The sequence below is a fragment of the Cedecea neteri genome, assembly GCF_000758305.1.
Taxonomy (GTDB): domain Bacteria; phylum Pseudomonadota; class Gammaproteobacteria; order Enterobacterales; family Enterobacteriaceae; genus Cedecea; species Cedecea neteri_C.
Window position 1 is genome coordinate 4,736,273 of record NZ_CP009458.1, and the last position, 26,067, is coordinate 4,762,339.

Sequence of the window (26,067 nt, forward strand, 5' to 3'; positions counted from 1 at the left end):
TTTATCCGCGTATTCTTTGCGGTTATACGGCACTTAAGGTATGCGACGAGGGGTTACAAAAGCATCCCCATAAAGGAGTAAATGCTGTTGTTGGATCAAAGAGGTGAACGGTTTCGGCACGACGGAGATAAGTCCGAAGATGTAAGGCAGACGTTATGATGTGGCAAAGCTTGCGTTAAATACGGCAGCATTTTTCGCGCCGGGGCGAAAAAGTCACCGCCAGGCGTTTGCGTCCAGGGCAGATTCTGGTAGGTTTCGCTCCACCGCATACTTTAAAGGGTTATTCCCCAGTGACAGTCAAACGCTCGGTCTCCACCAGCCTTGCCCGCGCTTTCTTTTCGATCGTTTTACTGTCGTTGCTTTCCACCGGCATCGCGATGCTGACGCTCGCCAGCAGCCTGAAGGATGCGGAAGCGGTGAATATTGCGGGCTCGCTGCGTATGCAGAGCTACCGTCTGGGCTACGATCTTCAAAGTAACCCAAGAGCTATTGCGGCCCATTTACAGCAGTATCAGCAGTCGCTGGACTCCCCAACATTGCAGCAGCTTAATCGGTTTTGGGTGCCCGATGAGGTAAAAAACCGCTATAACGCTCTGCAGCATGCCTGGCAGCAAATGCAGCAGCATATTCTGAACGAAGACATCGACTGGTATCGCTACAACATCGCCGCCTACGTGGAACAAATCGACCTGTTTGTGCTGGCGCTGCAGCATTATGCCGAGCGAAAAATGATGCAGGTTGTCGCGGCTTCGGTGGTGGGTTTTATGGCTATTTTCACCCTGGTTTTCTTCGCTTTGCGTCGCATCCGCCAGCAGGTGGTTATGCCGCTCAATGCCATGGTGGAGGCGAGCAAAGCCATTGAACGCGGCGAGTTTACGCCGCCCAGGCTCGACCGCTCATTACCCAATGAGCTGGGTGCCCTGGCGCAGGCCTTTATCCGCATGACGGATGAACTGCAAAAACTCTATCGCTCCCTGGAGCAGCAGGTGGAGCAAAAAACCCTACGCCTGCAGGAAGCTAACCGCATGCTCGAAGTGCTGTACAGCTGCTCTAAGGCGCTGAACGTCAGCACCATCAATCGCGACTGCTTCGTGCAGATCCTGCAAATCATCCATCAGAATGAGGAAGTCAGCGCCCTGGAAATGCAGGTCGGGGAAAACTGGCGTCTGACGGAAGGCTCCCCGGTAGCTGGCGAGGAATGGCATGCCCTGCCGCTGGTTCAGCAGGACAGCGCTTTTGGCACACTGCGCTGGCAGTCACCGGGGAGCTCCCCTTCCCCACAGCTGATGAAAAGCGTGGCCACCATGCTGGGGCGAGGCGTGTACTTTAATCAGGCGCAAAAACACTACCAGCAACTGCTGCTCATGGAAGAACGAGCGACGATTGCCAGGGAGCTGCATGACTCTCTGGCGCAGGTTCTGTCTTATCTTCGTATCCAGCTGACGCTGCTTAAGCGCGCGGTGCCCGAAGAAAACCAGCCTGCGCAGCGAATTGTCGGGGACTTTTCCCAGGCCTTAAACGACGCCTATCGCCAGCTACGCGAGCTGCTCACCACCTTCCGCCTGACGCTGCAGCAGGCGGATTTACCTGCTGCACTACACGAGCTGCTGGAGCCGCTGCGCGAGCAAACCCAGGCAGAGATTAGCCTGAAATGCAGCCTGCCGACTCAGGTTCTGGACGCTTCCCAGCAAATCCACCTGCTGCAAATCATCCGGGAGGCGGTACTGAACGCAATTAAACATGCCAATGCCAGCCACATTGAGGTTGTTTGCCGCTCAGAAAACGGCGGGCATTACGCTTCGGTATTTGACAACGGGTACGGCATTGCCAGCCTTGAAGAACCCGAAGGTCACTACGGGCTGAATATCATGCACGAACGCGCAGAGCGGCTTGGCGGCCAACTGACGATATCCCGCCCGCCAGAGGGCGGAACGCGAGTAGAAGTCCACTTTACCTCTGCGACTTCGGCTGCCGCCGGGAGCCATAACAATAATTAGCTTTATTCAGGAGTTAGCAATGTCTGAGAAAACGGTATACCAGGTTTTAATCGTGGACGATCATCCGCTGATGCGGCGTGGAGTGCGTCAGTTGCTTGAACTGGACAGCACGTTTACGGTCGTAGGTGAAGCCAGTAGCGGTGCGGAAGCCATCAGTTTAGCGAATCGACTGTCGCCGGATTTGATTCTGCTCGACCTGAACATGAAAGGCCTGAGCGGCCTCGATACGCTCAACGCCCTGCGCCGGGACGGGATCAGCGCCCGCGTGGTTATTCTGACCGTGTCCGACGCCCGCAGCGATATCTTCACGCTGATTGATGCCGGGGCTGATGGCTATTTGCTGAAAGACAGCGATCCGGAGGTTTTGCTGCAGGACATTCACCGCTGCCTGACGGGTGAGAAAGCATTTAGCGAGCAGGTACGCGAGTACCTGAACGACCGTGGAAGCAAGCGGCAGAGCAGCGATCCGTTTGCTATTCTCACTGAGCGTGAGCTGGACGTATTGTCTGAGGTAGCCCGCGGGCTGTCGAATAAGCAAATCGCCAGCGGGCTGCATATTTCTGAAGAGACGGTAAAAGTGCATATCCGTAACCTGCTTCGTAAGCTGCAGGTGAGGTCACGCGTCGCGGCCACGGTGCTATTTTTGGAAAGTCGGGGTTAAAACGACCCAATAAACGGTATGGTTACAAATCCTGCCAATTCCAAAGCATATTTACACTATCTCCTAAATTTCTCCACGTTTGACTAAGCGGTTAAAGCTACAGTGATGCGGTTATTGATAACAATTAGAAGCTTTTAAGGGGTCCTGACCGCATGGCGAATTTTTTCATTTCTCGCCCCATTTTTGCCTGGGTGCTGGCAATTTTGCTTTGCCTGACCGGGGCACTGGCTATTTTTTCACTGCCCGTCGAGCAATATCCCGACCTTGCGCCGCCCAACGTAAGGATCACCGCCAACTATCCGGGTGCTTCCGCGCAAACACTGGAAAACACCGTCACGCAGGTGATAGAGCAAAGCATGACCGGCCTGGACAACATGATGTATATGTCGTCCCAAAGCAGCAGCGCCGGTCAGGCCACCATTACCCTGAGCTTTAAGGCCGGGACAGACCCGGATTCTGCGGTACAGCAGGTGCAAAACCAGCTGCAGTCTGCGGTAAGAAAACTGCCGCAGGACGTGCAAACTCAGGGCGTCACGGTGAACAAAACCGGCGACACCAACATTCTGATGGTGGCCTTTGTTTCTACCGACGGCAGCATGGATAAGCAGGACATCGCCGACTACGTCGCCAGTAACGTGCAGGACCCGATGAGCCGCGTGAACGGCGTCGGCAGCGTTGATGCTTACGGCTCGCAGTATTCCATGCGTATCTGGCTCGACCCGAATAAGCTCATCAACTACCAGATGACCACCCAGGATGTAGTCACCGCCATCAAATCCCAGAATGCGCAAATTGCCGTGGGTCAGCTTGGCGGCACCCCGGCGCTGGACAAACAGGCGCTGAACGCCACTATCAACGCCCAGTCGCTCCTGCAAACACCGCAGCAATTCAAAGACATTACGCTGAGGGTGAATCAGGATGGCTCTCTGGTCACGCTGGGGGATGTGGCAGATGTAGAAATGGGTGCGGAGAAATATGACTTCCTGAGCACCTACAACGGGCAGCCCGCTTCCGGGCTGGGCATTAAGCTGGCTTCCGGTGCCAACGAAATGGAAACCGACAAGCTGGCCCGCGCCAAAATTGAAGAACTTTCGCAGTTTTTCCCGCATGGCCTGGAAGCCAAAATCGCCTACGAAACCTCCCCGTTTGTTAAAGCCTCAATCACCGACGTAGTGAAAACGCTGCTGGAAGCGATTCTGCTGGTGTTCCTGGTGATGTACCTGTTCCTGCAAAACTTCCGCGCCACGCTGATCCCAACGATTGCCGTGCCGGTGGTGCTGCTCGGCACCTTTGCCGTGCTGTATGTCTTCGGCTACAGCATTAACACGCTGACGATGTTTGCCACCGTGCTGGCTATCGGCCTGCTGGTGGATGACGCCATCGTGGTGGTAGAAAACGTCGAGCGAATTATGAGCGAGGAAGGCCTCTCCCCTCGGGAGGCAACGCGTAAATCGATGGGGCAGATCCAGGGCGCGCTGGTCGGCATCGCCATGGTGCTGTCCGCCGTGTTCGTGCCGATGGCCTTCTTCGGCGGCACAACCGGGGCGATTTACCGTCAGTTCTCGGTCACCATCGTAGCCGCCATGGTGCTGTCAGTGTTGGTGGCGATGATCCTTACGCCAGCTCTGTGCGCAACCATTCTTAAACCGCTGCATAAAGGCGAACATCACGGCCAGAAAGGTTTCTTTGGCTGGTTTAACCGCACTTTTAACCGCAGCGCCGAACGCTACGAAAATGGCGTGGCCAGAATCCTCGCCCGCAGCCTGCGCTGGATGCTGATTTATGCCCTGCTGCTTGGCGGCATGGTGTTCCTGTTCCTCAAACTGCCGACGTCATTCCTGCCCCAGGAAGACCGCGGCGTGTTCACCACTTCAGTGCAGCTTCCGAGTGGCGCAACGCAGCAGCAGACAACCAAAGTGGTGCAGCAGGTAGAACAGTATTACCTCACCAAAGAAAAAGACAACGTCGTGTCGGTGTTCTCCACCATTGGCGCAGGCCCTGGCGGGAACGGGCAAAACGTGGCGCGCATGTTTATTCGCCTGAAAGACTGGGACGAACGCAGCGCCGACGGCAGTTCGTTTGCCATCATCGAACGGGCAACTAAAGCCTTTAATAAGATCAAAGAAGCGCGCGTCATTGCCAGCAGCCCGCCAGCGATTAACGGTCTCGGTAACGCCGCAGGTTTTGATATGGAACTGCAGGATCACGGCGGCGCGGGGCACGATGCACTTATGCAGGCACGTGACCAGCTGTTGGAGATGGCCGGCAACAACCCGCAGCTGACGCGAGTCCGCCACAACGGTCTGGACGACAGCCCGCAGCTGCAAATCGATATCGATCAGCGTAAGGCTCAGGCGCTGGGTGTCTCCATTGACGACATCAATAACACCCTACAAACCGCCTGGGGCTCAAGCTATGTGAATGACTTTATGGATCGCGGCCGCGTGAAGAAAGTGTATGTCCAGGCCGCGGCCAAATACCGCATGCTGCCGGACGATATCAACAGCTGGTATGTCCGTAATAAAACCGGCAGCATGGTGCCGTTCTCCGCCTTTGCCACTTCCCGCTGGGAAACCGGCTCGCCTCGTCTGGAACGCTACAACGGCTATTCCGCGCTGGAAATTGTCGGTGAAGCGGCACCTGGGTTAAGTACCGGCACCGCGATGGACATTATGGAACAATTGGTCAGCAAGCTGCCTAACGGTTTCGGTCTTGAGTGGACAGGCATGTCCTACCAGGAACGCCTCTCCGGCGCACAGGCACCTGCCCTGTATGCTATTTCACTGCTGGTGGTATTCCTGTGTCTCGCGGCGCTGTACGAGAGCTGGTCCGTACCGTTCTCCGTCATGCTGGTCGTGCCGCTTGGGGTGATTGGCGCCCTGTTCGCTACCTGGATGCGGGGCCTTGAGAATGATGTTTACTTCCAGGTCGGGCTGCTAACGGTGATCGGGCTTTCGGCAAAAAACGCTATTTTGATCGTCGAATTTGCCAACGACCTGAACGCCAAAGGCCAGGACCTGGTTGCCGCCACGCTTGAGGCCTGCCGCCAGCGACTCCGCCCGATATTAATGACGTCCTTGGCGTTTATTTTCGGGGTTCTGCCGATGGCAACCAGCACCGGGGCGGGCTCCGGCAGCCAGCATGCGGTAGGCACCGGCGTGATGGGCGGGATGATCTCCGCCACCGTGCTGGCCATCTTCTTTGTGCCGCTGTTCTTTGTGCTGGTGCGCAGACGCTTCCCGCTCAAAGAGCACCACGACTAAACTCGCGGGCAATAAGCCACAAAAAAGGCGGCCTTTTCAGGTCGCCTTTTTGCTGATGTTCGCAGAGTATTCAGTACCAGAATATCGCGCCGTTGCTTTTTATGCCGGAACGCTTATTTGCGCAACATACCTTCGATAAAGTCTTTCCACTGCCCTAATTCGTGCTCGATCATAACCGCCTCTCTTGATGTTGGCGCAAGTATACGCGGATATATCCTGCAGTTGAACTTTTTTTGAGCGGTCAACTGTTGAGCAACATCACAAATATATCGTTAGCAGAATAACGGTTTAGCGCTGAATCGTGGCTCGATAATTCCCCTCACCTGCGGCAAAATGGTTGCCCTCTGGCAAACTAAAACGGAACCGACCGCCACTATGATCACCATGTACGGTATTAAAAACTGTGACACCATCAAAAAGGCGCGCCGCTTTTTAGAAGCTAATGGCGTGGATTACCAGTTTCACGACTATCGAGCTGACGGGCTGGATGCAGCGCTGCTGAACAGTTTTATCGCTGAGCTTGGTTGGGAAGCGCTGCTAAATACGCGTGGTACAACATGGCGCAAGCTGGATGAAGCCCATCGCGCATCCATTAATGACGCACAAAGCGCGGCGGCGCTGATGCTGGAGATGCCGGCAATCATCAAACGCCCATTGCTCTGCGCGCCCGGTCAGCCTATGCTGCTGGGTTTCAACGAAACTCATTATCAGCAGTTTATCAACGAGGTATAGTCTTATGTCCTGCCCGGTTATTGAGCTGACGCAACAGCTTATTCGTCGTCCTTCCCTGAGCCCCGATGATGCCGGTTGCCAGGCGCTGCTGATTGAGCGCCTGCGCGCGATTGGTTTTACCGTTGAACACATGGATTTTGGCGACACCCAGAACTTCTGGGCCTGGCGTGGGCAGGGTGAGACGCTGGCGTTTGCCGGGCATACCGACGTGGTGCCATCAGGGGATGCCGACCGCTGGATCAACCCGCCGTTTGAACCCACGATTCGCGACGGGATGCTTTTTGGCCGCGGCGCGGCGGACATGAAAGGTTCGCTGGCGGCGATGGTCGTGGCGGCTGAACGTTTTGTCGCCCAGCACCCCAATCATAAAGGCCGCCTGGCGTTTCTGATCACCTCCGATGAAGAAGCCAGCGCGACCAACGGCACCGTGAAGGTTGTTGAAGCTCTGATGGCGCGACGCGAGCGTCTGGACTACTGCCTGGTTGGCGAGCCGTCCAGTACCGAAGTCGTTGGCGACGTAGTGAAAAACGGCCGTCGCGGTTCCCTGACCTGTAACCTGACCGTTCATGGCGTCCAGGGCCACGTTGCTTATCCGCATCTGGCAGATAACCCGGTGCATCGCGCAGCGCCAATGCTGGCAGAGCTGACGGGCATTGAGTGGGATAAGGGCAATGAGTTCTTCCCGGCCACCAGCATGCAGATTGCCAACGTGAAGGCTGGCACCGGCAGCAACAACGTTATTCCGGGCGACATGTTTGTTCAGTTTAACTTCCGCTTCAGCACCGAGCTGACCGATGAGGACATCAAGCAGCGCGTCGTCGCCCTGCTGGATAAACACGATCTGCGCTATACCGTTGAATGGTGGCTCTCCGGCCAGCCGTTCCTGACGTCACGCGGTAAGCTGGTCGATGCGGTAGTGAACGCCGTTGAGCACTATAATGAAATTAAACCGCAGCTGTTAACCACGGGCGGTACATCAGACGGGCGCTTTATCGCGCGCATGGGGGCTCAGGTTGTTGAACTGGGGCCGGTGAATGCCACCATTCATAAAATCAATGAATGCGTCAACGCCGCCGACCTGCAGCTGCTGGCCCGGATGTATCAGCGCATTATGGAACAGCTTGTCGCCTGACGGGCAGCCAACTGAAGAGGTATCAGCATGGAATGGCTATCGCATTACTGGTGGATTATCGTCCTGGTGTTATTGCTGGGGATTTTTATTAACGTCATTAAAGACCTGAACCGAATCGATCCGAAGAAGTACATGGCAGACAAGCCTGAACTTCCGCCACATCGTGATTTTAACGATAAGTGGGATGACGAGGACGACTGGCCTAAGAAGAAATAGCAGTATGCCTCACTCCGGGCGATTCCGGAGTGAGGCGAATATTTACAGCAGCTCTATCAAATCATCATCTTTCGGTGCCGCGCCACCGCTCAAAGCCTCATCGAAATAGTGCTTCGGCACGGTGTAACGCAGGTGATCCAGCGCCGCCTTCATGCTGCGGTCATCGATCGCATGCCCCAGATCGTCAATCAAATCCAGCGTTACGTCCCCGCCCAGGCTAAGTAGCTTCTCGGCGGCGTCCACCGCGTGTGTCGCGTGGATCACTTTGTCGTTGTCGCCGTGAATCAGATGGATCGTGGTGCTGGTCGAGGCCTGCTGCGGCAGTTCCGCGTAACGCCCGCTAAAGGCGATAACTCGTGCTGCAAGGCCAGGCTGAGTCTTAATGCTCTCCAGCGCCATAATGGCCCCCTGCGAGAAGCCAATCAGCGCCGTAGCCGTTGGCGGTACACCGCTTTGCCGCTGCCAGTCATGCACTGCTTCAATAAATCCCGGCATCGCGGCATCCACGCGCTGCTGACGGTTTTCTTCCGTTACGCCAGCCACGGAAAACCACTCCCGACCTGCACCGCTTAGACCAGGGCCGCTAATACTGACCACCAGTGCGTCAGGAAACTCTGGCGCAAACCAGCTCCCGATTTCGCCCATGGCTTTAGCCGTGTCGCCTACACCGTGGAACAGCAGTATCAGTTGGCTGGCCAGCGCTACGGGGCTTTGGACAACAAAATGGTCATGTTTCATGGCTTTCTCCTGGTTAATGGAGACAACTATACGCCGACGCATGGGGATGACCATGCCGTTTCATTGAACAAGTTAGTGGAATTTTTGCAATTGCATAATGCCGTTGTGCAGCTCAGCCGTGCGATCCCGATCGAGATTTTCTAACGCGCTTTGGGCTTCCTGACGCATCAGCGCAAGCAAGGCTTTTTTACCGGAAAGCCCCAGACGCTGGCTGAGTACCTCGTTGTTTTCATGTTGCTGCAGCCGCCCTCGAAGCGCATGCAGCGGTAAAACGGACGCCAGCAAAAGGCGATTCAACGCCCCCAGGCAGGCTTCCAGCGGACGATGGGCGAAGGCAAAACCGGATAACTCTTCCCAGTCCTCTGGCAGCAAAGCAGGCGGAGAACACTCAGGCAAAGGCAAAGACAGCTCGAGCCACGCTTTCTGCCACGGCCAGTCTCGCTGTAACCGTTGCTGCTCATTTTCCATCAACGACTGGCCTTCTCGCGTCAGCGGCAATAACGCCATGGCGCTGTAGCAACCGCTGCTGGCTTCTTTGTGGCTACCGATTCGCACCAGCTCAAACCCGCAGCGCTGCCAGAAACGCAACAGTTCATCGGTATAGCCGAAGCTGACCGAGAGATAATCATAACAATGATTTACGGCCTGCCGTGCATGTTCAATCATGCTGGCCCCAATATGCTCGCGCTGGCGCAGAGGGTGAACCGCAATGCGGCTGACGCGCAATCCACGCAGAGTGGCGGCCAGCGGGCTGCCACCGTGCGCCGCCAGTGATTGCGCCACAAGATTACCTCTCGGGCGCCGGAACCCGGCCCACACGCTGCGGCTTAGATTTTTATCGAGCCCGCCCTCTTCGACCAACCACAAGGCACCTGCGCACTGTTCTTCGATATTGGCCGCGATAAAACTCTGGCCGGGCGCATCAAGCATCCGCCGCCAGTCGAGCGGCGTGGTACGGTAATGCGCGCCTGAAAGCAGCCGGTACATCTTCTTTAATTGCTCAGGCTTTCGCCGCCAGTCGGCCTGCTCAACAACTTGTAAAACAGGATCGCCTTGCGGGAATTGATCCAGATCCGGCTCATCGAAAAGCATGATCCTGTCAACCATCAGCTCCAGCGGATCGTTCAGCGCCCAGCGGATCGGCGTATTCAGCGTGAAGCGCTTGAGTGACGGAAACGCCGCGCAGAACTTCAGTAAAAAACCTCGCCCGGTTCCCTCATACCCTTGCACCGTCGTGGTCAGCAAAACGCGAGGAAAACGCTCAATTAGCTGGCGTAGCAACGGGGCCGGAATAGCGGCGGCCTCGTCCACAATCAGCCAGTCATATGCCGCTAATTCACGCTCTGCGGCCAGCGCGTCCGGGGCCATAAAGTGAAATGATTCGCCCGCATAGCTTGCCAGCACGTCGGTGGCAGCCTTCGCAGGCGCTGTCACAAGACAAGCACCTGGTGTCCGGCCAACCAGCATGCCCGCCAGAGCCGATTTCCCCCGGCCTCTGGCCGCCGTCACCACCGCTACGCCGCTCAGCATCCCGGACAAATTATCAAGAATAGCGGCCTGCTCTTGCTCCGGCGCACCGCTGGCGGGCTGCCAGACCGGGCGGTGAGCAAAAGGATTCAGGGAGAGTGACTCATGCTGCTGCCAGAGTACGACTTCTGAGTCCTGGTGTATGCAGTACTGAAGATGGGCAACAAAATGGGGGGTCGGAATCGCCTGCGGCACATCGCTCCAGCGGCTGGAATCTTCGTCCGGCAGCGAAGCCCAGCGCGACCAGTCCGGCGTCAGCAGCAGCAGCCAACTGCCCGCTTTGAGCATCCCGGAAAGCGCAGCGAAGGCGGCAGCGTCCAGCCCTCGCCTGGCATCAAAAACGGCATGCTGAAACTCACGCCCAAGCATGCTGCGAACAGCCGAGGGCGCGCAATGCAAAGGCAGCTCGGGTGAAGGGCCAACCCACAGCCAGTCTCCGGGCAAAGAAGCCGATAGCGTAACAACCTGCTCGCTGCTCCACTGGCTATGACCGGCCAGCACCATCAACCGGCGGATGCCCGCCAGCTGCATATGCGCCGTCGCCTGCTGCATCGGCGCGATGAAAGTTGCTGCGGTCATCGATTAACGGAGCGTATTGCCGAAGGTGTTGCACTGGGCAGGATCGCCGCTGTCAAAACCCCGTTTGAACCAGGTATAGCGCTGCTCGGAAGTACCATGGGTAAAGCTGTCTGGCACCACCCGGCCCTGGCTTTGCTGCTGCAGGCGGTCGTCACCAATGGCTTCGGCAGCATTGAGTGCTTCTTTCAGGTCACCTGAATCAAGCACCTGCTGTTTCTGCATGCTGTTACCCCAGACACCGGCGAAACAGTCGGCCTGAAGTTCCATTTTCACCGACAGGCGGTTAGCTTCGGCCTGAGAGGCATTCTGCTGAAGCTGGCGTACTTTCGGTTCAATGCCCAACAGCTTCTGCACATGGTGGCCGACTTCGTGAGCAATGACGTAGCCCTGAGCGAAATCCCCGCTCGCGCCAAGCTTGTCGCGCATGTCGTCGTAGAAAGAGAGGTCGATATAGACGGTGCTGTCCGCCGGGCAATAGAACGGCCCCATCACGGACTGACCGGTACCGCAGCCGGTGCGCGTTGCCCCGCGGTACATCACCAGCTTAGGCTGCTGGTAGGTGCGTCCCATTTTCTGGAAAATCTCACCCCAGGTATCTTCGGTTGTCGCCAAAATGACCGAGGTAAACTTTGCCGCTTCATCATCTTTCGGGCTGATGGAGCGCTGCTGGGAAGACTGCTGAGAAACCGGCGGCTCGCCGGACAGGAAGGAAGTAAGATCGACGCCGTAATAGCTTGCCACAATAACCACGACCAGCAGCACCAGGCCACCTTTTCCGCGTGGGATTCGGAAACCACCACCGCCCATACTCATGCCGGGGCCGGAGGCGTCATTGCGCCTGTCTTCTACATTGTCGCTTTCGCGACGTCCTTGCCAACGCATACGCTCGTCCTCACTCACAATTCACAACGTGTAATGGAATACTCGTCATACTTCAAGCCGCAGCTGCGTTGGCCGCACCCGTTCACCTCAGTCACATAGTTAGCTATGCTCCTGAGGACTCACGGCCTTGCCGCCTTGCTGCAACTTGAATTAGTTAGAGTATAGATCGTAGGTGGTTACCGGCAGGATTACCATAAGAACAGGCAGCGAAAAAACAGGGTGCGCAAAAACGCACCCCATTGCGCAACGTAAACGATTGCGTGGTTAGTCTAATTTAACGCCGAGACGGTGAGCAACTTCCTCATACGCTTCAATCAGGCCACCCAGGCTCTGGCGGAAACGGTCTTTGTCCATTTTATCAAGCGTTTGCTTGTCCCACAGGCGGCTGCCGTCCGGGGAAAACTCGTCACCCAGCACCACTTCGCCTTTGAACAGCCCAAACTCCAGCTTGAAGTCAACGAGGATCAGGCCAGCGTCATCAAACAGCTTGCTCAGCACGTCGTTAGCTTTGTAGCTCAGTTCACGCATGCGGGCCAGATTCTCTTTGCTCACCCAGCCAAAGGTTTCGCAGTAAGATTCATTGACCATCGGGTCATGCATGGCGTCGTTTTTCAGGAACAGATCGAACAGTGGTGGGTTCAGCTCAATACCTTCTTCAATACCAAGGCGCTTAACCAGTGAACCCGCGGCGCGGTTACGAATCACGCATTCTACCGGCACCATGTCGAGCTTCTTCACCAGCACTTCGTTATCAGACAGCAGCGCTTCCATCTGGGTTGGGATGCCCGCTTCTTCCAGCTTGGCCATAATGAAATGGTTAAACTTGTTGTTTACCATGCCTTTACGGTCGAACTGCTCGATGCGCGCCCCATCACCTGCTGACGTATCGTTACGGAATTCGAGCACCAACAGATCCGGGTTTTCCGTACTGTAAACGGTCTTCGCTTTGCCGCGATACAACTCAGCTTGCTTTTGCATCTTTCTTACTCCAGGTATAGCGATCGCTTGCGCAATCGAAGGGGTTTACCCGTCATACTTCAAGCTGCATGTGCGTTGGTTGCACCTGTTAACTCCGGTCACATAGTTAGCTATGCTCCCGGAGATTTCCAGGCTTACCGCCTTCCTGCAGCTCGAATTATTTAGGGTATCTACATAGGCCTAAATAAGAAGGGCCGGAATTAACCGGCCCTTCTGTGTTACTTGCTGAATGCTGCCTGGAAGACAGCGACCAGCGCATCGTTCTGAGACTGCGTCAGCGGGTGCCCTTTCGGATCGATGAACTGCAGGCTACTGCGGTTATCGAGGTCGCCAACCTGCAGCTTATAGTCGCCGTTGGTTAAACCTGGGTCTTTCGCCCCCAGGTCGCTCCAGCTGCTGTCAGACAGTGCTTTATAGGTCACTGCGATATTGCCCTGAGAACGGGTGGTATCGGTGACTTTCATGCCCGCTTTTTCAAGCGCAGCCGGCAGGCGGTTCCACACCACGTTAAACGGCGCGCGAACAACCAGCATTGGCAGCCCGGTATCATCCGCGGCGCTCTGCACATCAAGCTGCGCTGCGCTGCGGTTGTCCTGCGCATTCTGGCGGGTCGTTTCAGACTTATCGAGACCGGCACTGATGATATTCAGCATTTGCGCGCTGTAGCGCTGCAGAGATGAAGCATCCGCCACTGGCTTGCCGCCCTGCTCCAGATTCAGCAGCTTAACGACAACGGACTGCTGGTAACCCTGAGGCTGCACGCTAATCTGGTAACGCCCACGGTATTGCACGTCTTCGTCAGCGCGGTTCCACTGAACCCAGTCAGTTGTCAGGGTCTGGCTGGCATCGTTGCGTTGCGCAATAGCGTAGTTCCCTGATTGCAGGATACTCACCACCTGAGGCCACAGCCCGCTCGCCTTGTTAGCTTCAACCTGCAGCGTGGCGGTATCACCGGTGAACTGAGTGCGAGCCCCGTTTACCAATGCCAGCGCCTGCGCCGGTGGGCGAATATCCAGCTGCTTGCCTACAGCACCGCTGCCGTTGGTGACCGGAACGTTGTAGTCGCCATTCTGAATCGGCAGGATCATCCCGGCCGGAGAGTGAATTTCCGCGAGTGGGGTTGCATCCAGGTAGGACTCATCGCCGCTAACCTGACGCTTGTAACGCTGATCGGAACTGCACGCCGCTAACAGCATGGCGAGCGAAACAACAGCAACTTTTGCCACCGTCGACTTCTGTACTGAGTAAGCCATCAAATCTCCCTAAGCTTTACAGCAGACCGGCATGCTTAAGCGCGCTGATAATCACCGGGCGACTGGCGTCGGTCAGCGGCGTCATCGGCAGGCGTAAGGTATCGGTTGCCACAAGACCCAACTCCCTCGCGGCCCATTTCACCGGAATAGGGTTAGGTTCTACAAACAATTTATGGTGCAGCGGCATCAGACGCTGGTTAATTTCGCGAGCCTGTGCAAATTGCCCTGAGGTGGCCAGTTTACACATTTCTGCCATTTCACGCGCGGCTACGTTTGCGGTTACGGAAATCACGCCGTGGCCGCCAAGCTGAATGAAGTCCAGCGCGCTGGCGTCATCACCGCTCACCAGGATGAAGTCATCTTCAACCAGCTCTTTGATCTGGTTTACGCGGCTTAAGTTCCCGGTGGCTTCTTTGATACCGATAATATTTTTGATTTTCGCCAGGCGGCCAACAGTTTCCGGCAGCATGTCACAGCCGGTACGCGACGGCACGTTATACAGCATCTGCGGCAGATGGGTGCTTTCAGCAATCGCTTTAAAGTGCTGGAACAGCCCTTCCTGAGTAGGACGGTTGTAATACGGGGTGACCGTCAGGCAGCCCACAATGCCGCTGTCCTGCAGGTGATGCGTCAGGGAAATTGCTTCGGAGGTGGCGTTAGCCCCGGTACCGGCAATGATCGGGATACGCCCGTCCGCCAGTTCCACGGTAAGCTTCACTACGTCGACGTGTTCGTCGTGGCTTAAGGTAGCCGATTCGCCGGTAGTCCCTACCGAGACAATCGCCGATGTTCCGCTGGCGACATGGTAATCAATCAGTTTTTTCAGGCTGGACCGGCAGACATTACCTTTCTCATCCATCGGCGTAATTATCGCGACAACACTTCCCGTAAACATTAGCCACCCTCTGTGCAAACATGTTCTCCAATGTTACGTTTGGTGCCATAGCAAAAGCAAGCCGCCAGAAGGCGCTAAGCGGTTGGCAGCTTACTTTTTTTATGCTTTCCTAATGTGAATCTCACCGATTGACAGGAAGAACACGTTTGACACCCTCATCACACCATTATTTGGTTATCACAGCCCTGGGGGCGGACCGTCCGGGTATCGTCAATACCATCACTCGTCACGTAAGCAGCTGCGGCTGTAATATCGAAGACAGCCGTCTGGCGATGCTGGGTGAAGAGTTCACCTTTATCATGCTGCTTTCCGGCACCTGGAACGCGATAACCCTGATCGAATCCACTCTGCCGCTGAAGGGCGCCGAACTCGATCTGTTAATTGTGATGAAACGCACAACCGCGCAGGAAAGACCGGCCACGCCGGCCACGGTCTGGGTGCAGGTTGAAGTGGCAGACTCGCCGCACCTGATTGAGCGATTTACCCACCTGTTTGATACCCATCAGATGAACATTGCCGAGCTTGTTTCCCGCACTCAGCCTGCGGAGAACGGCGTGGGGCCGCGCCTATATATTCAGATAACGGCCCACAGCCCCGGTTCTCAGGATGCGACAATTATCGAGCAAGCGTTTAAAGCCCTATGTACAGAACTGAAAGCAGAAGGCACTATTAACGTGGTTAACCCACAGCAAGATGATTAAAGACGGAGAGTAGTGATGAGCCCACTGAAAGCCGGTGATATTGCACCGAAATTTAGCTTGCCCGATCAGGACGGCGAACAAGTAAATTTAACCGACTTCCAGGGACAGAGAGTTCTGGTTTATTTCTATCCAAAAGCAATGACACCAGGCTGCACCGTGCAGGCATGTGGTTTGCGCGACAACATGGATGAGTTGAAAAAGCGTGGCGTGGAAGTGCTGGGCATCAGCACCGACAAGCCGGAAAAACTTTCCCGTTTTGCCGAGAAAGAGCTGCTTAACTTCACCCTGCTTTCTGATGAAGACCACCAGGTTTGCAGTCAGTTTGGCGTGTGGGGCGAGAAATCTTTTATGGGCAAAACCTATGACGGCATTCACCGTATCAGCTTCCTGCTGGACGGCGACGGTAAAGTGGAGAAGGTGTTTGACGATTTCAAAACCAGCAATCACCACGATATCGTTGTGAACTGGCTGACCGAAAACGCCTGAGAACAGATAAAAAAGCCGACATCTCCGTCGGCTTTTTTCTTATCGAGTATTCCGCTTCGTAAGGCAGCGATTTTCTCAGTTATGAAGCAAGTAGGTCATAATGCTGTTCAATGAATTGGGGTAAAGTCGTTAAAGGTTGCCCAATAATTTCTATCCCCACCTCATCCAGCCCCTCAAGCAATCTCTCGCGCTGATCCTGTTTGATAGCCAGGAAATGCAAACGCAGAAAATCATTCTCGGGTATGCCGAGCTGCGTTAAGAATTCATCCACCGAAACATGTTCAAATTGAATATCTTTGCCTAAGGTATCTGCCAATACCTGCGCTATTTCGGCATGGCTGTATTCTACAGGCCCATGAAGTGAATAAATTTTTCCGACATGTTTTCCGGGTTCTATCAGCATACTGGCGACAACGCGGGCAATATCTGCAGCAGCGATAGGGGCAAAACGGCTGTCTGGATCAAACGGCGTCACATAGCGGCCACCGCGAATTAAATGGGCTGAATATAATAGCCACTCGGCAAAAAGGGTGACCCGGAGATGAGCCGTCGGAATGCCCGACCAGTCTAATACCTGCTCCGCAATCCAGTGTTTGAGGGTTTGAGGACTCGTGGCATCAGGTCGCGACTGCTTCTGAGACATATTAACGATCAGTTTAATTTTTGCCTCTTTGGCTGCCTGGGCAAAAATTGCCGTCGCCTCCACAAGCCCTTCCGCTAAAGGGTAACAAAAATAGGCTGCTGTCACGCCCTCCAGCGCCTGGCGCATTTGCCGAAGCTGGAGCATATCAGCGACCACGACTTCAGCCCCTGACGCACGTAATTTTGCGGCACGCTCATCCTCACGGCGAACCAAAGCCCGAACTTTATGGCCCTTTTCAAGCAGGAATTTTACCGTAGGGGATCCCGTATCACCTGCCGCAGCGGTAACCAAAAATGTGTTCATTTTTTCTTTCCGAAAGTCCAGGCGCGTTGCCCGGTAAACCAGATGTGGACAGCCCTGATTACAGGGTGGCGAAATGGTGCTCCAGCCCCTTAGGATTGCTTTCCCAGAAGCGTGAAACCTGCACCGAAACAGGATCAGGATAAATATCTTCCCGCTCTTCAAGCAGGCCTTTCACAATCTCTTCTGCGGCAACGGTTGGCGATGTTTTTTCCGCATGCCGATCGGACGCCATATCGGTATCAATAGGGCCAGGGAAAATACCCACCACGTTAATATTCTGGGATTTCAATATAACGCGCGCGGCCTGGGTTGCTGAAAGCAGTGCGGCCTTAGAGGCGGAATACCCCGCAGTTTGGGACATAGGCGCCAGCGCCAGCACGCTCAGCACATTGGCAATCACGCCCACCTCTTTTTTGCCCATAAACGGCGCAAAAGCTTGAAGAACCCGCACCGTACCGTAATAGTTGACATCCATATCAGTCATCAGCTCGGCAAAAGTCGCCGTCAAAATCGTATTGTCATTCATCACCCCGGCGTTATTAACCAAAATATCAAGCTCACCGATTTTCTGAGCCGCGGCATGAACACTCTCCGGCTTCGTCACATCCAGCTGCACAGCAATCACACGATCGTCGCCATAGTCCCGCAGCGCTTGAGGATCGCGAGCACCAGCATAAACCTTGCCCGCTCCGTGCCTGAGAAATGCACTCACCAATTCAGCGCCAATCCCCCGGTTTGCACCGGTAACGAAAACTGTTTTGCCTTGAATATTCATATCAATGACCTTTTGGGTTAATTCACCTTCTGGTGATGTCTTCATACGCGCAGAATTTATCCTGTACGCTTCGTTTCTATTTCAGAGGCAAGCCGTAACGCATTGGAAATGCCGTCCTTGAGCAACTGCGTAGACAAAGCCTCATCGGTAACAATACGAGAAAGCTGAAGCGTGCCGACCATGACGGCCCAAACAGCACCGGCGACTCTCATTCGGGCCTCAGCCCCGGCCTCAACCGGCAGACAATCAGCTATACGCTCAATAAAGCTGAGCGTTTTTCTCGTTATCATTGACCGGGTGTCTTCCGGTCGATTTTTCAATTCCGATGCAAGCGAGGCGAACACACATCCCTTGTCGGGATTATCGCGATGCCCTGGACTCAGGTAGCGCGACAAAATATGCTCCAGACTGACCGGCGAACTGCCGTCCCCTTCAGCAAAAATGCTGCAAAAAGTTTCATCTGCGGCAATCCCCACCGCTTCCTGAATCAACTCTTCTTTAGATTTGAAGTGACTATAAAATCCACCAACGGTCAGCCCTGCATGCTCCATCAATGCAGCGACGCCAACTTTTTCAATGCCTTCCTCACGGAAACGTTGTGAAGCAACCTTAACAATGTGCTTGTGCGTTTCCTCTTTATGCCCTTTTGCATAACGCATGAAACTGCCCTCTTTTTAGCGTGCTTAGTCAGCATTAAATTATATTTATAATATAACCACTCGTCGCACAGCCAACATCTCTTTTGATGTCGGGTTATCCGTTATCCTGCAAAAGGGAGAAAACCGGCAACAGCCTCAGCCCTGAACCACGTTGGCGGTGGCTGACGTACTGTCAGAAACTCGCGGCCACATGGCGCCAGACAACTCGGTCATTACGCAAATCACCGCTGAAACCACGATGGCCACTGCAACAATCGAGAACACCCCCACCAAAGAGAGATGGAAATACGTGACGCCCAGCCACCCGCCACCGGCTGCAATCAACAAGCGCGCCGTGCCGGCCAGGAAAATACGCCACATATAGCCACTTCCCTGCGCGGCAAAGCTCAGCGCGAAAACAATCCCACTCGCAGCATAGAATGGGGCAACAATTTCCAGATAGAGCGAACCCGTTTTCATAATCGCCGGATCGTGGGTGAACAGCCCCATCCACAGCGCCGGGAAAAGAGCCACAATTACACCAATGACTTCGACAATCGTGACGCTTACCGCCACCCCAACCCACGCAATTTTTCTGGCGCGGGCAATCTGACCTGCGCCCACGTTCGTCCCGACCATAGTGAGGATCGCGGTTCCCATTGCGAATAAAACAGGGATAAGAACGTAGTCCAGTCGGGATGCTGTGCCATAACCGCCGATAGCATCGAGGCCAAACCGCCCGACAGCGCCGGTCACGAGCAGAACCATGACATTCAGTTGCAGTGTCCCAAGCGCGGCCAGCACGCCCACCTTGAGAATGTCGCCGAATAACCGACCACGCAGAGGAGAGAGCCTCAAACGTAGCCCGGAACGCCCGCTGGCCATGTAGCGCAGCAATGCCAGGGCAGCCAGCCAGTAGTAGAGGCTCACGGCCACACCGGCCCCCGCGATGCCAAGGCCTTTGATCGGGCCAAGGCCGAAAATAAACAGCGGCGAGAGAGGAACCAGCACAATAGCGCCGATAAACGTCACCAGGGCCGGCACTTTCACGTTCCCGACGCCCCTGAGAACAGCAGAAAGCAGGTTAACTATCCAAATCGGTACCGCCGCAATAAAAACAAATATTGAGTATGTCTGCGCGGCATGAAGCGCCTCGCCGGACCCACCGAGAGCAGCATAAAGCACCGGCCCAAAGCCGATAACGCTCACAGTAAAAAGCAGGCCAAAGGCCACTGCCACCACGACCGCATGCAGGATCAGGGCATTCACATCATCATGCCGGCCAGCACCAGCCGCCCGTGCAACCGCAGAAGCCACTCCTCCTCCAATGCCCCCGGCAGCCATCATTGTCATTAACATCCACAGGGGAAACACCATCGACACGCCAACCAAAGCTGACGTTCCGAGGAAAGAGACATAATAGGTCTCAGCCACGTTGACCAGAGTTTGTGCCGCCAGCACAGCAACGGTGGGGAGAGCAAGGCGCATCATTGTTGAAAACACTGGCCCACTCAGCATTTGTTCCCGCATGTGCCGTTTGGCATTCTCACGATCGTTCTGAATCTTCATGTTGCCCTCTCTGCCGCCGCTCATTAACCCAGTCACGGTCGATTCGCGTAGCCTTAATAATGATTACATTATGATCATAATACTATGCAGCAAAAAAACGGAATACAAGAGGGATCGAAACAAATAGTCCATCGATCGTTTTCCAGGGGAAGATTACAGACGCCTTCGTGTAGTCGCCCCCGTAGGCAGGAACTGAACACGAATAGCGCGTGAGAATTTGAAGCTTGGGAAGGGTCATGCAGTAAGGCATCAGGCAGAAAGAGGCCGCCTGACGGGAGGGGCGACCGGCGACGGAGGATATCTAAATACCGCCGCCAATCCCTTATCGCTACTCGCGATTCACCGCGTCATCCACCACCGAAGCATCCGGCCAGGCATGAACCACGGCTTTAATCAGCGTTGCCAGCGGAATAGCAAAGAACACGCCCCAGAATCCCCACAGCCCGCCGAAAATCACCACTGACAGAATAATCACCAGCGGATGAAGATTCACCGCCTCCGAGAACAGCACCGGCACCAGCAGGTTGCCATCCAGCGCCTGAATAATCAGGTACACGCCAAACAGCGTCCAAAACTCAGTGCCCAGGCCAAACTGGAACAACGCCACGCCAATAACCGGAATAGTGACCACAAACGCGCCGATGTAAGGGATCAGCACCGAGAAGCCAACCAGCACCGCCAGCAGCAGCGAATAATTCAACCCGAAGACAATAAAGCCGATGTAGGTCGCCACGCCCACGACGATCATCTCCAGCACTTTACCGCGAATATAGTTGGTGATTTGCTGGTTCATCTCCAGCCAGACTTGCCCGGCCAGACCGCGGTTGCGCGGCAAAACACGGCGCACGGCATTCAGCATCTGCTCTTTGTCCTTCACCAGGAAGAACACCATCAGCGGCACCAGGATCAGGTAAATAGCCAGCGTCAACAGCCCAACCAGCGACGCCAGCGAGAACTTCACCACCTGGTCGCCCATGCCGGAAAGCCGACTGCGAACGTTTTCGGCCATGGCGTCAATGATGCCCGCATCTACCAGCGCCGGATAACGCTTCGGCAATGTGGCAGCAAAATCGGAAAGCTTGTTAAGCATTCCTGGCATATCGCGAATCAGGTTGATGCCCTGCTGCCAGGCAACGGGCGCCACAAACAGCACCATCAGCAGCAAAATGCCGACAAACAGCACCAGCACAATGGTGGTGGCCCACGTTCGGGAACAACCGATACGCTCGAGGCGCACCGTAGGCCACTCAAGCAAATAGGCCAGAACGATGGCAACCAGCAGCGGTGCCAGCAGACCATGCAGGAAGAACAGGATGCAAAAACCCGCCACCAGAATAACCAACAGGGCAATCGCCTCCGGGTCGCTGAAACGACGGCGATACCACTGCAACAACATGTCGAGCATACATCCCTTCCGTGAAGTTTTTTTTGATGCCGAATTGTATCGAAATGTCACCGCAAAGACTTTGCTTTTTACGGCGGATTACAAAGGAGAATCCACCAAATAAAATCTTCGCAGCTTCAACGCCCTACAGTACACTTCTTTAAGCGAACAAACTTGTACTCATCGTGTCAAAATCTGACAACGACTCAACGGGACAGTAGTTATGGTTAGGCAGTTGAAAAAGACCCTGATTGCAACACTTACGGCCTCGCTGCTGGTAGGAACCCTACTGCCAGCGCGCGCAGATGTGGCTGACCAACTCCCTGATATGGGAACCTCCGCGGGCAGCACGCTCTCTATTGCGCAAGAAATGCAGATGGGCGATTTTTACGTCCGTCAGCTGCGTGGCAGCGCCCCGCTGATTAACGATCCGCTGCTGACGCAGTACATTAACTCGCTGGGCATGCGGCTGGTTAGCCATGCTAATTCGGTGAAGACCCCGTTCCATTTCTTCCTGATCAACAACGACGAAATCAACGCCTTCGCCTTCTTTGGCGGCAATGTGGTACTGCATTCGGCGCTGTTCCGTTATGCCGATACGGAAAGCCAGCTGGCTTCTGTTATGGCCCACGAAATCTCCCACGTCACTCAGCGCCACCTGGCGCGTGCGATGGAAGATCAAAAGAAAAATGCGCCGCTGACCTGGGTCGGTGCCTTAGGCTCAATTCTGCTGGCAATGGCCAGCCCTCAGGCCGGGATGGCCGCCCTGTCCGGGACGCTGGCCGGGACGCAGCAAGGCATCATCAGCTTTACGCAGCAGAATGAGCAGGAAGCTGACCGGATCGGTATTCAGGTACTGCAGCGCTCGGGGTTTGATCCTCAGGCGATGCCTGGCTTCCTCGAAAAACTGCTCGACCAGGCTCGCTACTCCTCTCGCCCGCCGGAAATTCTGCTGACTCACCCACTGCCGGAAAGCCGCCTCGCAGATGCCCGCAACCGCGCCAACCAAATGCGCCCGGTGGTGGTTCAGTCCTCGGAAAGTTTCTACATGGCGAAGGTTCGCACCCTGGGGATGTATAACTCGGGCCGCAATCAGCTAACCCCTGACTTGCTGGACGCCTGGTCAAAAGGCAACGTGCGCGAGCAAAACGCGGCGCAATATGGCCGCGCGCTGCAGGCTTTGCAGGCGGATAAATACGACGAGGCCAGAAAAGCGCTGCAGCCACTGATTAGCGCCCAGCCGGGCAATCCATGGTATCTCGATCTGGCCACCGATATCGATCTCGGCCAGCACAAAGCCAACGACGCGATCAACCGGCTGAAAAACGCCCCGGACCTGAAAAATAACCCGGTGCTGCAGCTGAACCTCGCCAATGCTTACCTTGAAGGCGGGCAGACCGCCGAGGCAGCAACGCAGCTTAATCGCTACACGTTCGCCCACCCTGACGACACCAACGGCTGGGATTTACTGGCTCAGGCACAGGGGAAACTCGGCAACCGCGATCAAGAATTAGCGGCACGTGCCGAAGTCATGGCGCTCAATGGCCGTCTGGATCAGGCTATTTCAATGCTCAGCAGCGCCAGCTCGCAGGTCAAACTCGGCAGTCTGCAGCAGGCCAGGTACGACGCCCGGATCGATCAATTGCGCCAGCTGCAGCAGCGCTTTAAACCTTATATGAAGATGTAACAGGAGTCCGTATGTCCACGAAGGTCGAAATTTATCACAACCCACGCTGCTCCAAGAGCCGTGAAACGCTGAACCTGTTGAAGGAAAAAGGCGTTGAGCCAGAAGTAGTGCTTTACCTGGAAACGCCGCCGGACGCAGCCACGGTCAAATCGCTGCTGAAAAAACTGGGCTTTACCAGCGCACGGGAACTGATGCGCCGCAAAGAAGACCTGTACAAAGAACTGAAGCTGGACGACGCCAGTCTCAGCGAAGAAGCGCTCATTCAGGCGATGATTGAGCACCCGAAACTTATCGAGCGCCCTATAGTTCTCGCCAACGGCAAAGCCCGTATTGGTCGCCCGCCGGGACAGGTGCTCGAGATCCTCTGACCTGCCCCGCCCGTTCCCTCTCCGGGAACGGGTTAGCCGCTCACCGGCACAATTTTCAGCTCCGCCAGCCCCACGCCAATCTTACGCGGCTCATGCCCAAGAATATTACCTTCGTTGGACAACTGCGGCTTAGGCGGCTCAATAGTCAGCACTTTGCTGCCAGCCGGGTTATCAAAACGTAGCGTGACGGTAGAAAGCTGGTCGCCAAAAGTAATAGTTTGCTCTTCATCACCGACTTTTACCGAAACCGGCTCGCCGACGTTTGGCCCAAAGGCTTTGGCCACCAGCACCAGATCAAACGTGGTCGGCAGCGGATCCTGATACTCAATGGTCACCACAGGCGCCATGTTGGCGTTTGACCAGCGGCCCCAGGCTTCCGGGCGCGAAATGCCGCTGAACTGCTTCACGCTCTGCGGCGCCCCGGCCACGTTAAAGATAAAGCTGTCCGCCTGGTAGCGAATGCTGTTCTCATCCGCCTTCAGCAGAGCCACATTATTTTTGAAACGCTCGTTACTCAGCGTTTGCTCGTCAAACTGCACGTTATATTCATCCAGCGGTTTGTCCACCAGCCGCACCGTTGGCTCCCCGCCAAGCTGGCCCTGGGCTACGCACAAACCAGTAGAAAGCGCGAGCTGTGGCTCCCACAGACGCGCCATTTTGTAGCAGCGGTCGGCCCAGATAAACCGGTCGTCGCTTTTAAAATCCGCCAGCTGGTAGCGCAGCGGCGCGGAGTACTCGCTTTCCGGCAACGGTTCAATTTTGCCTTTGCCAATTTTGAGCAATAGCGGCAGCTTGAAGTGCGCACCTGAATAGCTGAACGTGTTCTTCTTCTGATCGATGCTGTAGCGGCTGATGGTTTTCGGGAAGTTCCACAGATCGATCACGTCCGGCTTCCACTCGGTAACCTTCTCTTTCAGGTTGGTAAAGACCATCGACAGCGACTCGCCCGACAGGCTGCTGCGCCCCAGACCGATGTAATTCCCTCCGCCGAGGATATCCAGCACCGTCGCACCGTTATCCATCGTGTTACGCTTCACGGCCTTTATTTCCGCCTGCGGTTTATCGCCGCGGATCACAAAGAACAGGTTCTGCCTGTCCTGCTTGGTCAGGTATTTATATGCCGTGTTATTCATCGCCAGATGGTCGGAAGAGACCACGATCACCGTGTTACGGAAATACGGCGAGGCTTTGATTTTGTCTATTAGCGCCGCGATATGCTCCTGGCTGCAGGAAACGGCACTGAAAGATCGGTTTTCTTTGCCTTCGTAGCTGTAGCTGCGGCGGTTACAGGTTCGCGAGATAAAGCCATCGGGATGATGGGTGTCCACCGTCAGTGTAAACAGCGAGAAGCGCTTCCCGGCCTTAGAAAGCTCGATAAACTTGTCATAAGCTTCGTCCAGCACCGTATCGTCGTAAAAACCCCAGTTATTCCGGTAATTCGGGTCGGCCACCATTCCCTTCAGCTCCTGCGCGCCGTACATATGCTCGAAGCCGTGGGACTGCAAGAAGATATCTTTGCCGGCAAAGCGCAGGTCCGCGCCCTGGATAAAGTAGTTTTGATAGCCGGATGCCTTAAGAATATCGCCGAGGCAGATGTTCTTCGGGAAGAAGCTCGACATCGACGCCGAGGAGTTCCCCTCGAAAGGCGCAAACAGCGGGATCCCGCACTGCGAGGCCACAATGCCGGCAATGGTGTAGTCCATCCCCGCCATCTGCCCGGTATGGCTGAAATCTATTGCCTGGCTTTTCAGGGCGTTCAGCTCGGGCGCTAAGTCGGGAAACGCTTGCTCATCAAAATAGGTGCGTTCCAGGCTTTCGCCATAGATATAAACCAGGTTGAGCTTCGGCTGCTTAATGGTGCCTTCCGGCACTTTGTACCAGTCGGCAAAGTCAGACGTGCCGGTGCGGGTCTGGGATTTAATCAGCGACACCACCTGCTGGTAGGCAGGCGTTGTTTTGATTGAAAACAGGGCCAGGAACAGCGCCAGAGCACTGTAGCCCAAATGATGCGGATGGTTCTTTCGGCGTAAAATCCAGGTCAGGCCGCCAAAAATGGCAATCAACCCGACGGCGAGGCCCAGCCCTGGCAGAATGTATTTGCCGACGCCCGCGCCGGTCATGCTGCTGGTGAGCGTATAGAGCACCGCATCGTTAATGCCTTCGCCGGTAAAATAATTACTGGCCAGCAACGTAACGTTGAGCACGATAAACAGGCCGAGCATCAGCAGGATGATCGACAGCCACCAGATATTTCGACCGGCCTTTACCGCGTACACGGCAATCGCCGCCAAAAACAGCACCAAAGAAAGCAATTCGGACAACGCCAATACCTCAACCCTCGCGCAGCATGGCGCGATTATTCATGCGGAAAAATAACAGCCGGTAATTTAACCTTACCGTCATATAGCTGCAATTCTCCTGACATTACTTTGCGCACCACCTCGACTTTTCAGAATATCCCACGAACTTTAGGACTGATGGCCTTTAATAGTTTTCAACGATTACAACCATCGCTACTACAACGAATCGGGGAATTGACCTTTTTAACGCTAAAGTGCTGTAATTTCGCCGCTGTTATAATTTTTTAAAGTGGAATTGTAACGCGCAACACCGGCCACCCCCGCAACGGGTGGCCTTTTTTATGCCCGCAGCAAAGCTGT

Annotated in this window: 23 protein-coding genes; 10 read left to right on the plus strand and 13 right to left on the minus strand. The window is 55.2% G+C overall.

Features of this window, described 5'->3' with window-relative positions; all coding sequences use genetic code 11:
* The first annotated feature begins 290 nt into the window (after positions 1-290).
* The 3 genes from narQ (at position 291) to acrD (ending at position 5,921) form a co-directional block, all read left to right on the plus strand.
* Positions 291-1,997 (plus strand): nitrate/nitrite two-component system sensor histidine kinase NarQ, encoded by a 1,707-nt coding sequence (gene narQ / locus LH23_RS22005; protein ID WP_039295851.1) that lies wholly within the window; start codon positions 291-293, stop codon positions 1,995-1,997.
* Positions 1,998-2,016: 19 nt separating this feature from the next.
* Positions 2,017-2,658 (plus strand): nitrate/nitrite response regulator protein NarP, encoded by a 642-nt coding sequence (gene narP / locus LH23_RS22010; RefSeq protein ID WP_039295855.1) that lies wholly within the window; start codon positions 2,017-2,019, stop codon positions 2,656-2,658.
* A 152-nt stretch (positions 2,659-2,810) separates the two neighbouring features.
* On the plus strand, positions 2,811-5,921 hold the full coding sequence (acrD, locus tag LH23_RS22015) for a multidrug efflux RND transporter permease AcrD (protein WP_039295858.1): 3,111 nt from the start codon (positions 2,811-2,813) through the stop codon (positions 5,919-5,921).
* Positions 5,922-6,034: 113 nt separating this feature from the next.
* On the opposite strand, the gene ypfM is transcribed toward acrD, so the two are convergent.
* Positions 6,035-6,094 carry a protein YpfM gene (gene ypfM, locus LH23_RS24145; protein WP_139827443.1) on the minus strand — a complete coding sequence of 20 codons (60 nt, stop codon included), beginning with the start codon at positions 6,092-6,094 and terminating at the stop codon, positions 6,035-6,037.
* A gap of 202 nt (positions 6,095-6,296) precedes the next feature.
* Between ypfM and LH23_RS22020 the strand changes: the two genes are divergently transcribed.
* From LH23_RS22020 to LH23_RS22030, 3 genes are read left to right on the plus strand one after another with little or no spacing between them, the layout of a single operon-like run.
* The gene (locus LH23_RS22020) at positions 6,297-6,653 is read left to right on the plus strand and encodes an ArsC family reductase (protein WP_039297079.1); all 357 of its coding nucleotides are present in this window, start codon (positions 6,297-6,299) and stop codon (positions 6,651-6,653) included.
* Positions 6,654-6,657: 4 nt separating this feature from the next.
* Positions 6,658-7,785 carry a succinyl-diaminopimelate desuccinylase gene (gene dapE, locus LH23_RS22025; protein WP_039295860.1) on the plus strand — a complete coding sequence of 376 codons (1,128 nt, stop codon included), beginning with the start codon at positions 6,658-6,660 and terminating at the stop codon, positions 7,783-7,785.
* Positions 7,786-7,812: 27 nt separating this feature from the next.
* Positions 7,813-8,001, plus strand: a complete 189-nt coding sequence (locus LH23_RS22030) for a YpfN family protein (RefSeq protein ID WP_008460189.1) — start codon at positions 7,813-7,815, stop codon at positions 7,999-8,001.
* 42 nt (positions 8,002-8,043) lie between these two features.
* On the opposite strand, the gene ypfH is transcribed toward LH23_RS22030, so the two are convergent.
* The 6 genes from ypfH to dapA form a co-directional block, all read right to left on the minus strand.
* Positions 8,044-8,739 carry an esterase gene (gene ypfH / locus LH23_RS22035; RefSeq protein ID WP_039295863.1) on the minus strand — a complete coding sequence of 232 codons (696 nt, stop codon included), beginning with the start codon at positions 8,737-8,739 and terminating at the stop codon, positions 8,044-8,046.
* Between the two features lie 72 nt (positions 8,740-8,811).
* A complete protein-coding gene (locus LH23_RS22040) occupies positions 8,812-10,845 on the minus strand; it encodes a tRNA(Met) cytidine acetyltransferase TmcA (RefSeq protein WP_419672596.1) in 2,034 nt (677 codons plus the stop codon).
* A 3-nt stretch (positions 10,846-10,848) separates the two neighbouring features.
* Entirely contained in the window at positions 10,849-11,727 is an 879-nt protein-coding gene (locus LH23_RS22045; protein ID WP_039295866.1) for a neutral zinc metallopeptidase, read from the minus strand.
* A gap of 264 nt (positions 11,728-11,991) precedes the next feature.
* Positions 11,992-12,705, minus strand: coding sequence for a phosphoribosylaminoimidazolesuccinocarboxamide synthase (gene purC, locus LH23_RS22050; RefSeq protein ID WP_008460193.1), 714 nt, complete (start codon positions 12,703-12,705; stop codon positions 11,992-11,994).
* Positions 12,706-12,923: 218 nt separating this feature from the next.
* The gene (bamC, locus tag LH23_RS22055; protein ID WP_039295869.1) at positions 12,924-13,958 is read right to left on the minus strand and encodes an outer membrane protein assembly factor BamC; all 1,035 of its coding nucleotides are present in this window, start codon (positions 13,956-13,958) and stop codon (positions 12,924-12,926) included.
* A gap of 16 nt (positions 13,959-13,974) precedes the next feature.
* Positions 13,975-14,853, minus strand: coding sequence for a 4-hydroxy-tetrahydrodipicolinate synthase (gene dapA, locus LH23_RS22060; RefSeq protein WP_038480336.1), 879 nt, complete (start codon positions 14,851-14,853; stop codon positions 13,975-13,977).
* A 146-nt stretch (positions 14,854-14,999) separates the two neighbouring features.
* Between dapA and LH23_RS22065 the strand changes: the two genes are divergently transcribed.
* Positions 15,000-15,554 carry a glycine cleavage system transcriptional repressor gene (locus LH23_RS22065; RefSeq protein ID WP_008460196.1) on the plus strand — a complete coding sequence of 185 codons (555 nt, stop codon included), beginning with the start codon at positions 15,000-15,002 and terminating at the stop codon, positions 15,552-15,554.
* Between the two features lie 15 nt (positions 15,555-15,569).
* Complete coding sequence (gene bcp / locus LH23_RS22070; protein WP_039295873.1) at positions 15,570-16,040, plus strand: thioredoxin-dependent thiol peroxidase; 471 nt, start codon at positions 15,570-15,572, stop codon at positions 16,038-16,040.
* A 79-nt stretch (positions 16,041-16,119) separates the two neighbouring features.
* On the opposite strand, the gene LH23_RS22075 is transcribed toward bcp, so the two are convergent.
* From LH23_RS22075 to LH23_RS22095, 5 genes are all read right to left on the minus strand, one after another.
* Complete coding sequence (locus LH23_RS22075; RefSeq protein ID WP_039295875.1) at positions 16,120-16,986, minus strand: NmrA family NAD(P)-binding protein; 867 nt, start codon at positions 16,984-16,986, stop codon at positions 16,120-16,122.
* Between the two features lie 58 nt (positions 16,987-17,044).
* Positions 17,045-17,806: an SDR family oxidoreductase gene (locus LH23_RS22080; RefSeq protein WP_197062498.1), complete on the minus strand. Its 762-nt coding sequence runs from the start codon at positions 17,804-17,806 to the stop codon at positions 17,045-17,047.
* A gap of 11 nt (positions 17,807-17,817) precedes the next feature.
* On the minus strand, positions 17,818-18,420 hold the full coding sequence (locus tag LH23_RS22085; RefSeq protein ID WP_039295877.1) for a TetR/AcrR family transcriptional regulator: 603 nt from the start codon (positions 18,418-18,420) through the stop codon (positions 17,818-17,820).
* Positions 18,421-18,555: 135 nt separating this feature from the next.
* Positions 18,556-19,968, minus strand: coding sequence for an MATE family efflux transporter (locus LH23_RS22090; protein WP_197062499.1), 1,413 nt, complete (start codon positions 19,966-19,968; stop codon positions 18,556-18,558).
* 328 nt (positions 19,969-20,296) lie between these two features.
* On the minus strand, positions 20,297-21,373 hold the full coding sequence (locus tag LH23_RS22095; protein WP_039295879.1) for an AI-2E family transporter: 1,077 nt from the start codon (positions 21,371-21,373) through the stop codon (positions 20,297-20,299).
* 202 nt (positions 21,374-21,575) lie between these two features.
* Here LH23_RS22095 and bepA point away from each other — a divergent pair, with 202 nt between their 5' ends.
* Together bepA and arsC are read left to right on the plus strand one after the other, a co-directional pair.
* The gene (gene bepA, locus LH23_RS22100) at positions 21,576-23,039 is read left to right on the plus strand and encodes a beta-barrel assembly-enhancing protease (protein ID WP_039295882.1); all 1,464 of its coding nucleotides are present in this window, start codon (positions 21,576-21,578) and stop codon (positions 23,037-23,039) included.
* A gap of 11 nt (positions 23,040-23,050) precedes the next feature.
* Positions 23,051-23,407: an arsenate reductase (glutaredoxin) gene (arsC, locus tag LH23_RS22105; protein ID WP_039295885.1), complete on the plus strand. Its 357-nt coding sequence runs from the start codon at positions 23,051-23,053 to the stop codon at positions 23,405-23,407.
* Between the two features lie 32 nt (positions 23,408-23,439).
* Here the strand turns inward: arsC and opgB are convergent, their stop codons facing one another.
* Positions 23,440-25,728, minus strand: a complete 2,289-nt coding sequence (gene opgB / locus LH23_RS22110; protein ID WP_039295888.1) for a phosphatidylglycerol--membrane-oligosaccharide glycerophosphotransferase — start codon at positions 25,726-25,728, stop codon at positions 23,440-23,442.
* Positions 25,729-26,067: the final 339 nt, after the last annotated feature.

Bases quoted from the DNA above. Each gene is read 5' to 3' on its own strand.
- narP (WP_039295855.1), top strand. From the start codon at position 2,017: ATGTCTGAGAAAACGGTATACCAGGTTTTAATCGTGGACGATCATCCG.
- acrD (WP_039295858.1), top strand. From the start codon at position 2,811: ATGGCGAATTTTTTCATTTCTCGCCCCATTTTTGCCTGGGTGCTGGCA.
- LH23_RS22020 (WP_039297079.1), top strand. From the start codon at position 6,297: ATGATCACCATGTACGGTATTAAAAACTGTGACACCATCAAAAAGGCG.
- dapE (WP_039295860.1), top strand. From the start codon at position 6,658: ATGTCCTGCCCGGTTATTGAGCTGACGCAACAGCTTATTCGTCGTCCT.
- LH23_RS22030 (WP_008460189.1), top strand. From the start codon at position 7,813: ATGGAATGGCTATCGCATTACTGGTGGATTATCGTCCTGGTGTTATTG.
- ypfH (WP_039295863.1), bottom strand. From the start codon at position 8,739: ATGAAACATGACCATTTTGTTGTCCAAAGCCCCGTAGCGCTGGCCAGC.
- LH23_RS22040 (WP_419672596.1), bottom strand. From the start codon at position 10,845: ATGACCGCAGCAACTTTCATCGCGCCGATGCAGCAGGCGACGGCGCAT.
- LH23_RS22045 (WP_039295866.1), bottom strand. From the start codon at position 11,727: ATGCGTTGGCAAGGACGTCGCGAAAGCGACAATGTAGAAGACAGGCGC.
- purC (WP_008460193.1), bottom strand. From the start codon at position 12,705: ATGCAAAAGCAAGCTGAGTTGTATCGCGGCAAAGCGAAGACCGTTTAC.
- bamC (WP_039295869.1), bottom strand. From the start codon at position 13,958: ATGGCTTACTCAGTACAGAAGTCGACGGTGGCAAAAGTTGCTGTTGTT.
- dapA (WP_038480336.1), bottom strand. From the start codon at position 14,853: ATGTTTACGGGAAGTGTTGTCGCGATAATTACGCCGATGGATGAGAAA.
- bcp (WP_039295873.1), top strand. From the start codon at position 15,570: ATGAGCCCACTGAAAGCCGGTGATATTGCACCGAAATTTAGCTTGCCC.
- LH23_RS22075 (WP_039295875.1), bottom strand. From the start codon at position 16,986: ATGAACACATTTTTGGTTACCGCTGCGGCAGGTGATACGGGATCCCCT.
- LH23_RS22080 (WP_197062498.1), bottom strand. From the start codon at position 17,806: ATGAAGACATCACCAGAAGGTGAATTAACCCAAAAGGTCATTGATATG.
- LH23_RS22085 (WP_039295877.1), bottom strand. From the start codon at position 18,420: ATGCGTTATGCAAAAGGGCATAAAGAGGAAACGCACAAGCACATTGTT.
- LH23_RS22090 (WP_197062499.1), bottom strand. From the start codon at position 19,968: ATGAAGATTCAGAACGATCGTGAGAATGCCAAACGGCACATGCGGGAA.
- LH23_RS22095 (WP_039295879.1), bottom strand. From the start codon at position 21,373: ATGCTCGACATGTTGTTGCAGTGGTATCGCCGTCGTTTCAGCGACCCG.
- bepA (WP_039295882.1), top strand. From the start codon at position 21,576: ATGGTTAGGCAGTTGAAAAAGACCCTGATTGCAACACTTACGGCCTCG.
- arsC (WP_039295885.1), top strand. From the start codon at position 23,051: ATGTCCACGAAGGTCGAAATTTATCACAACCCACGCTGCTCCAAGAGC.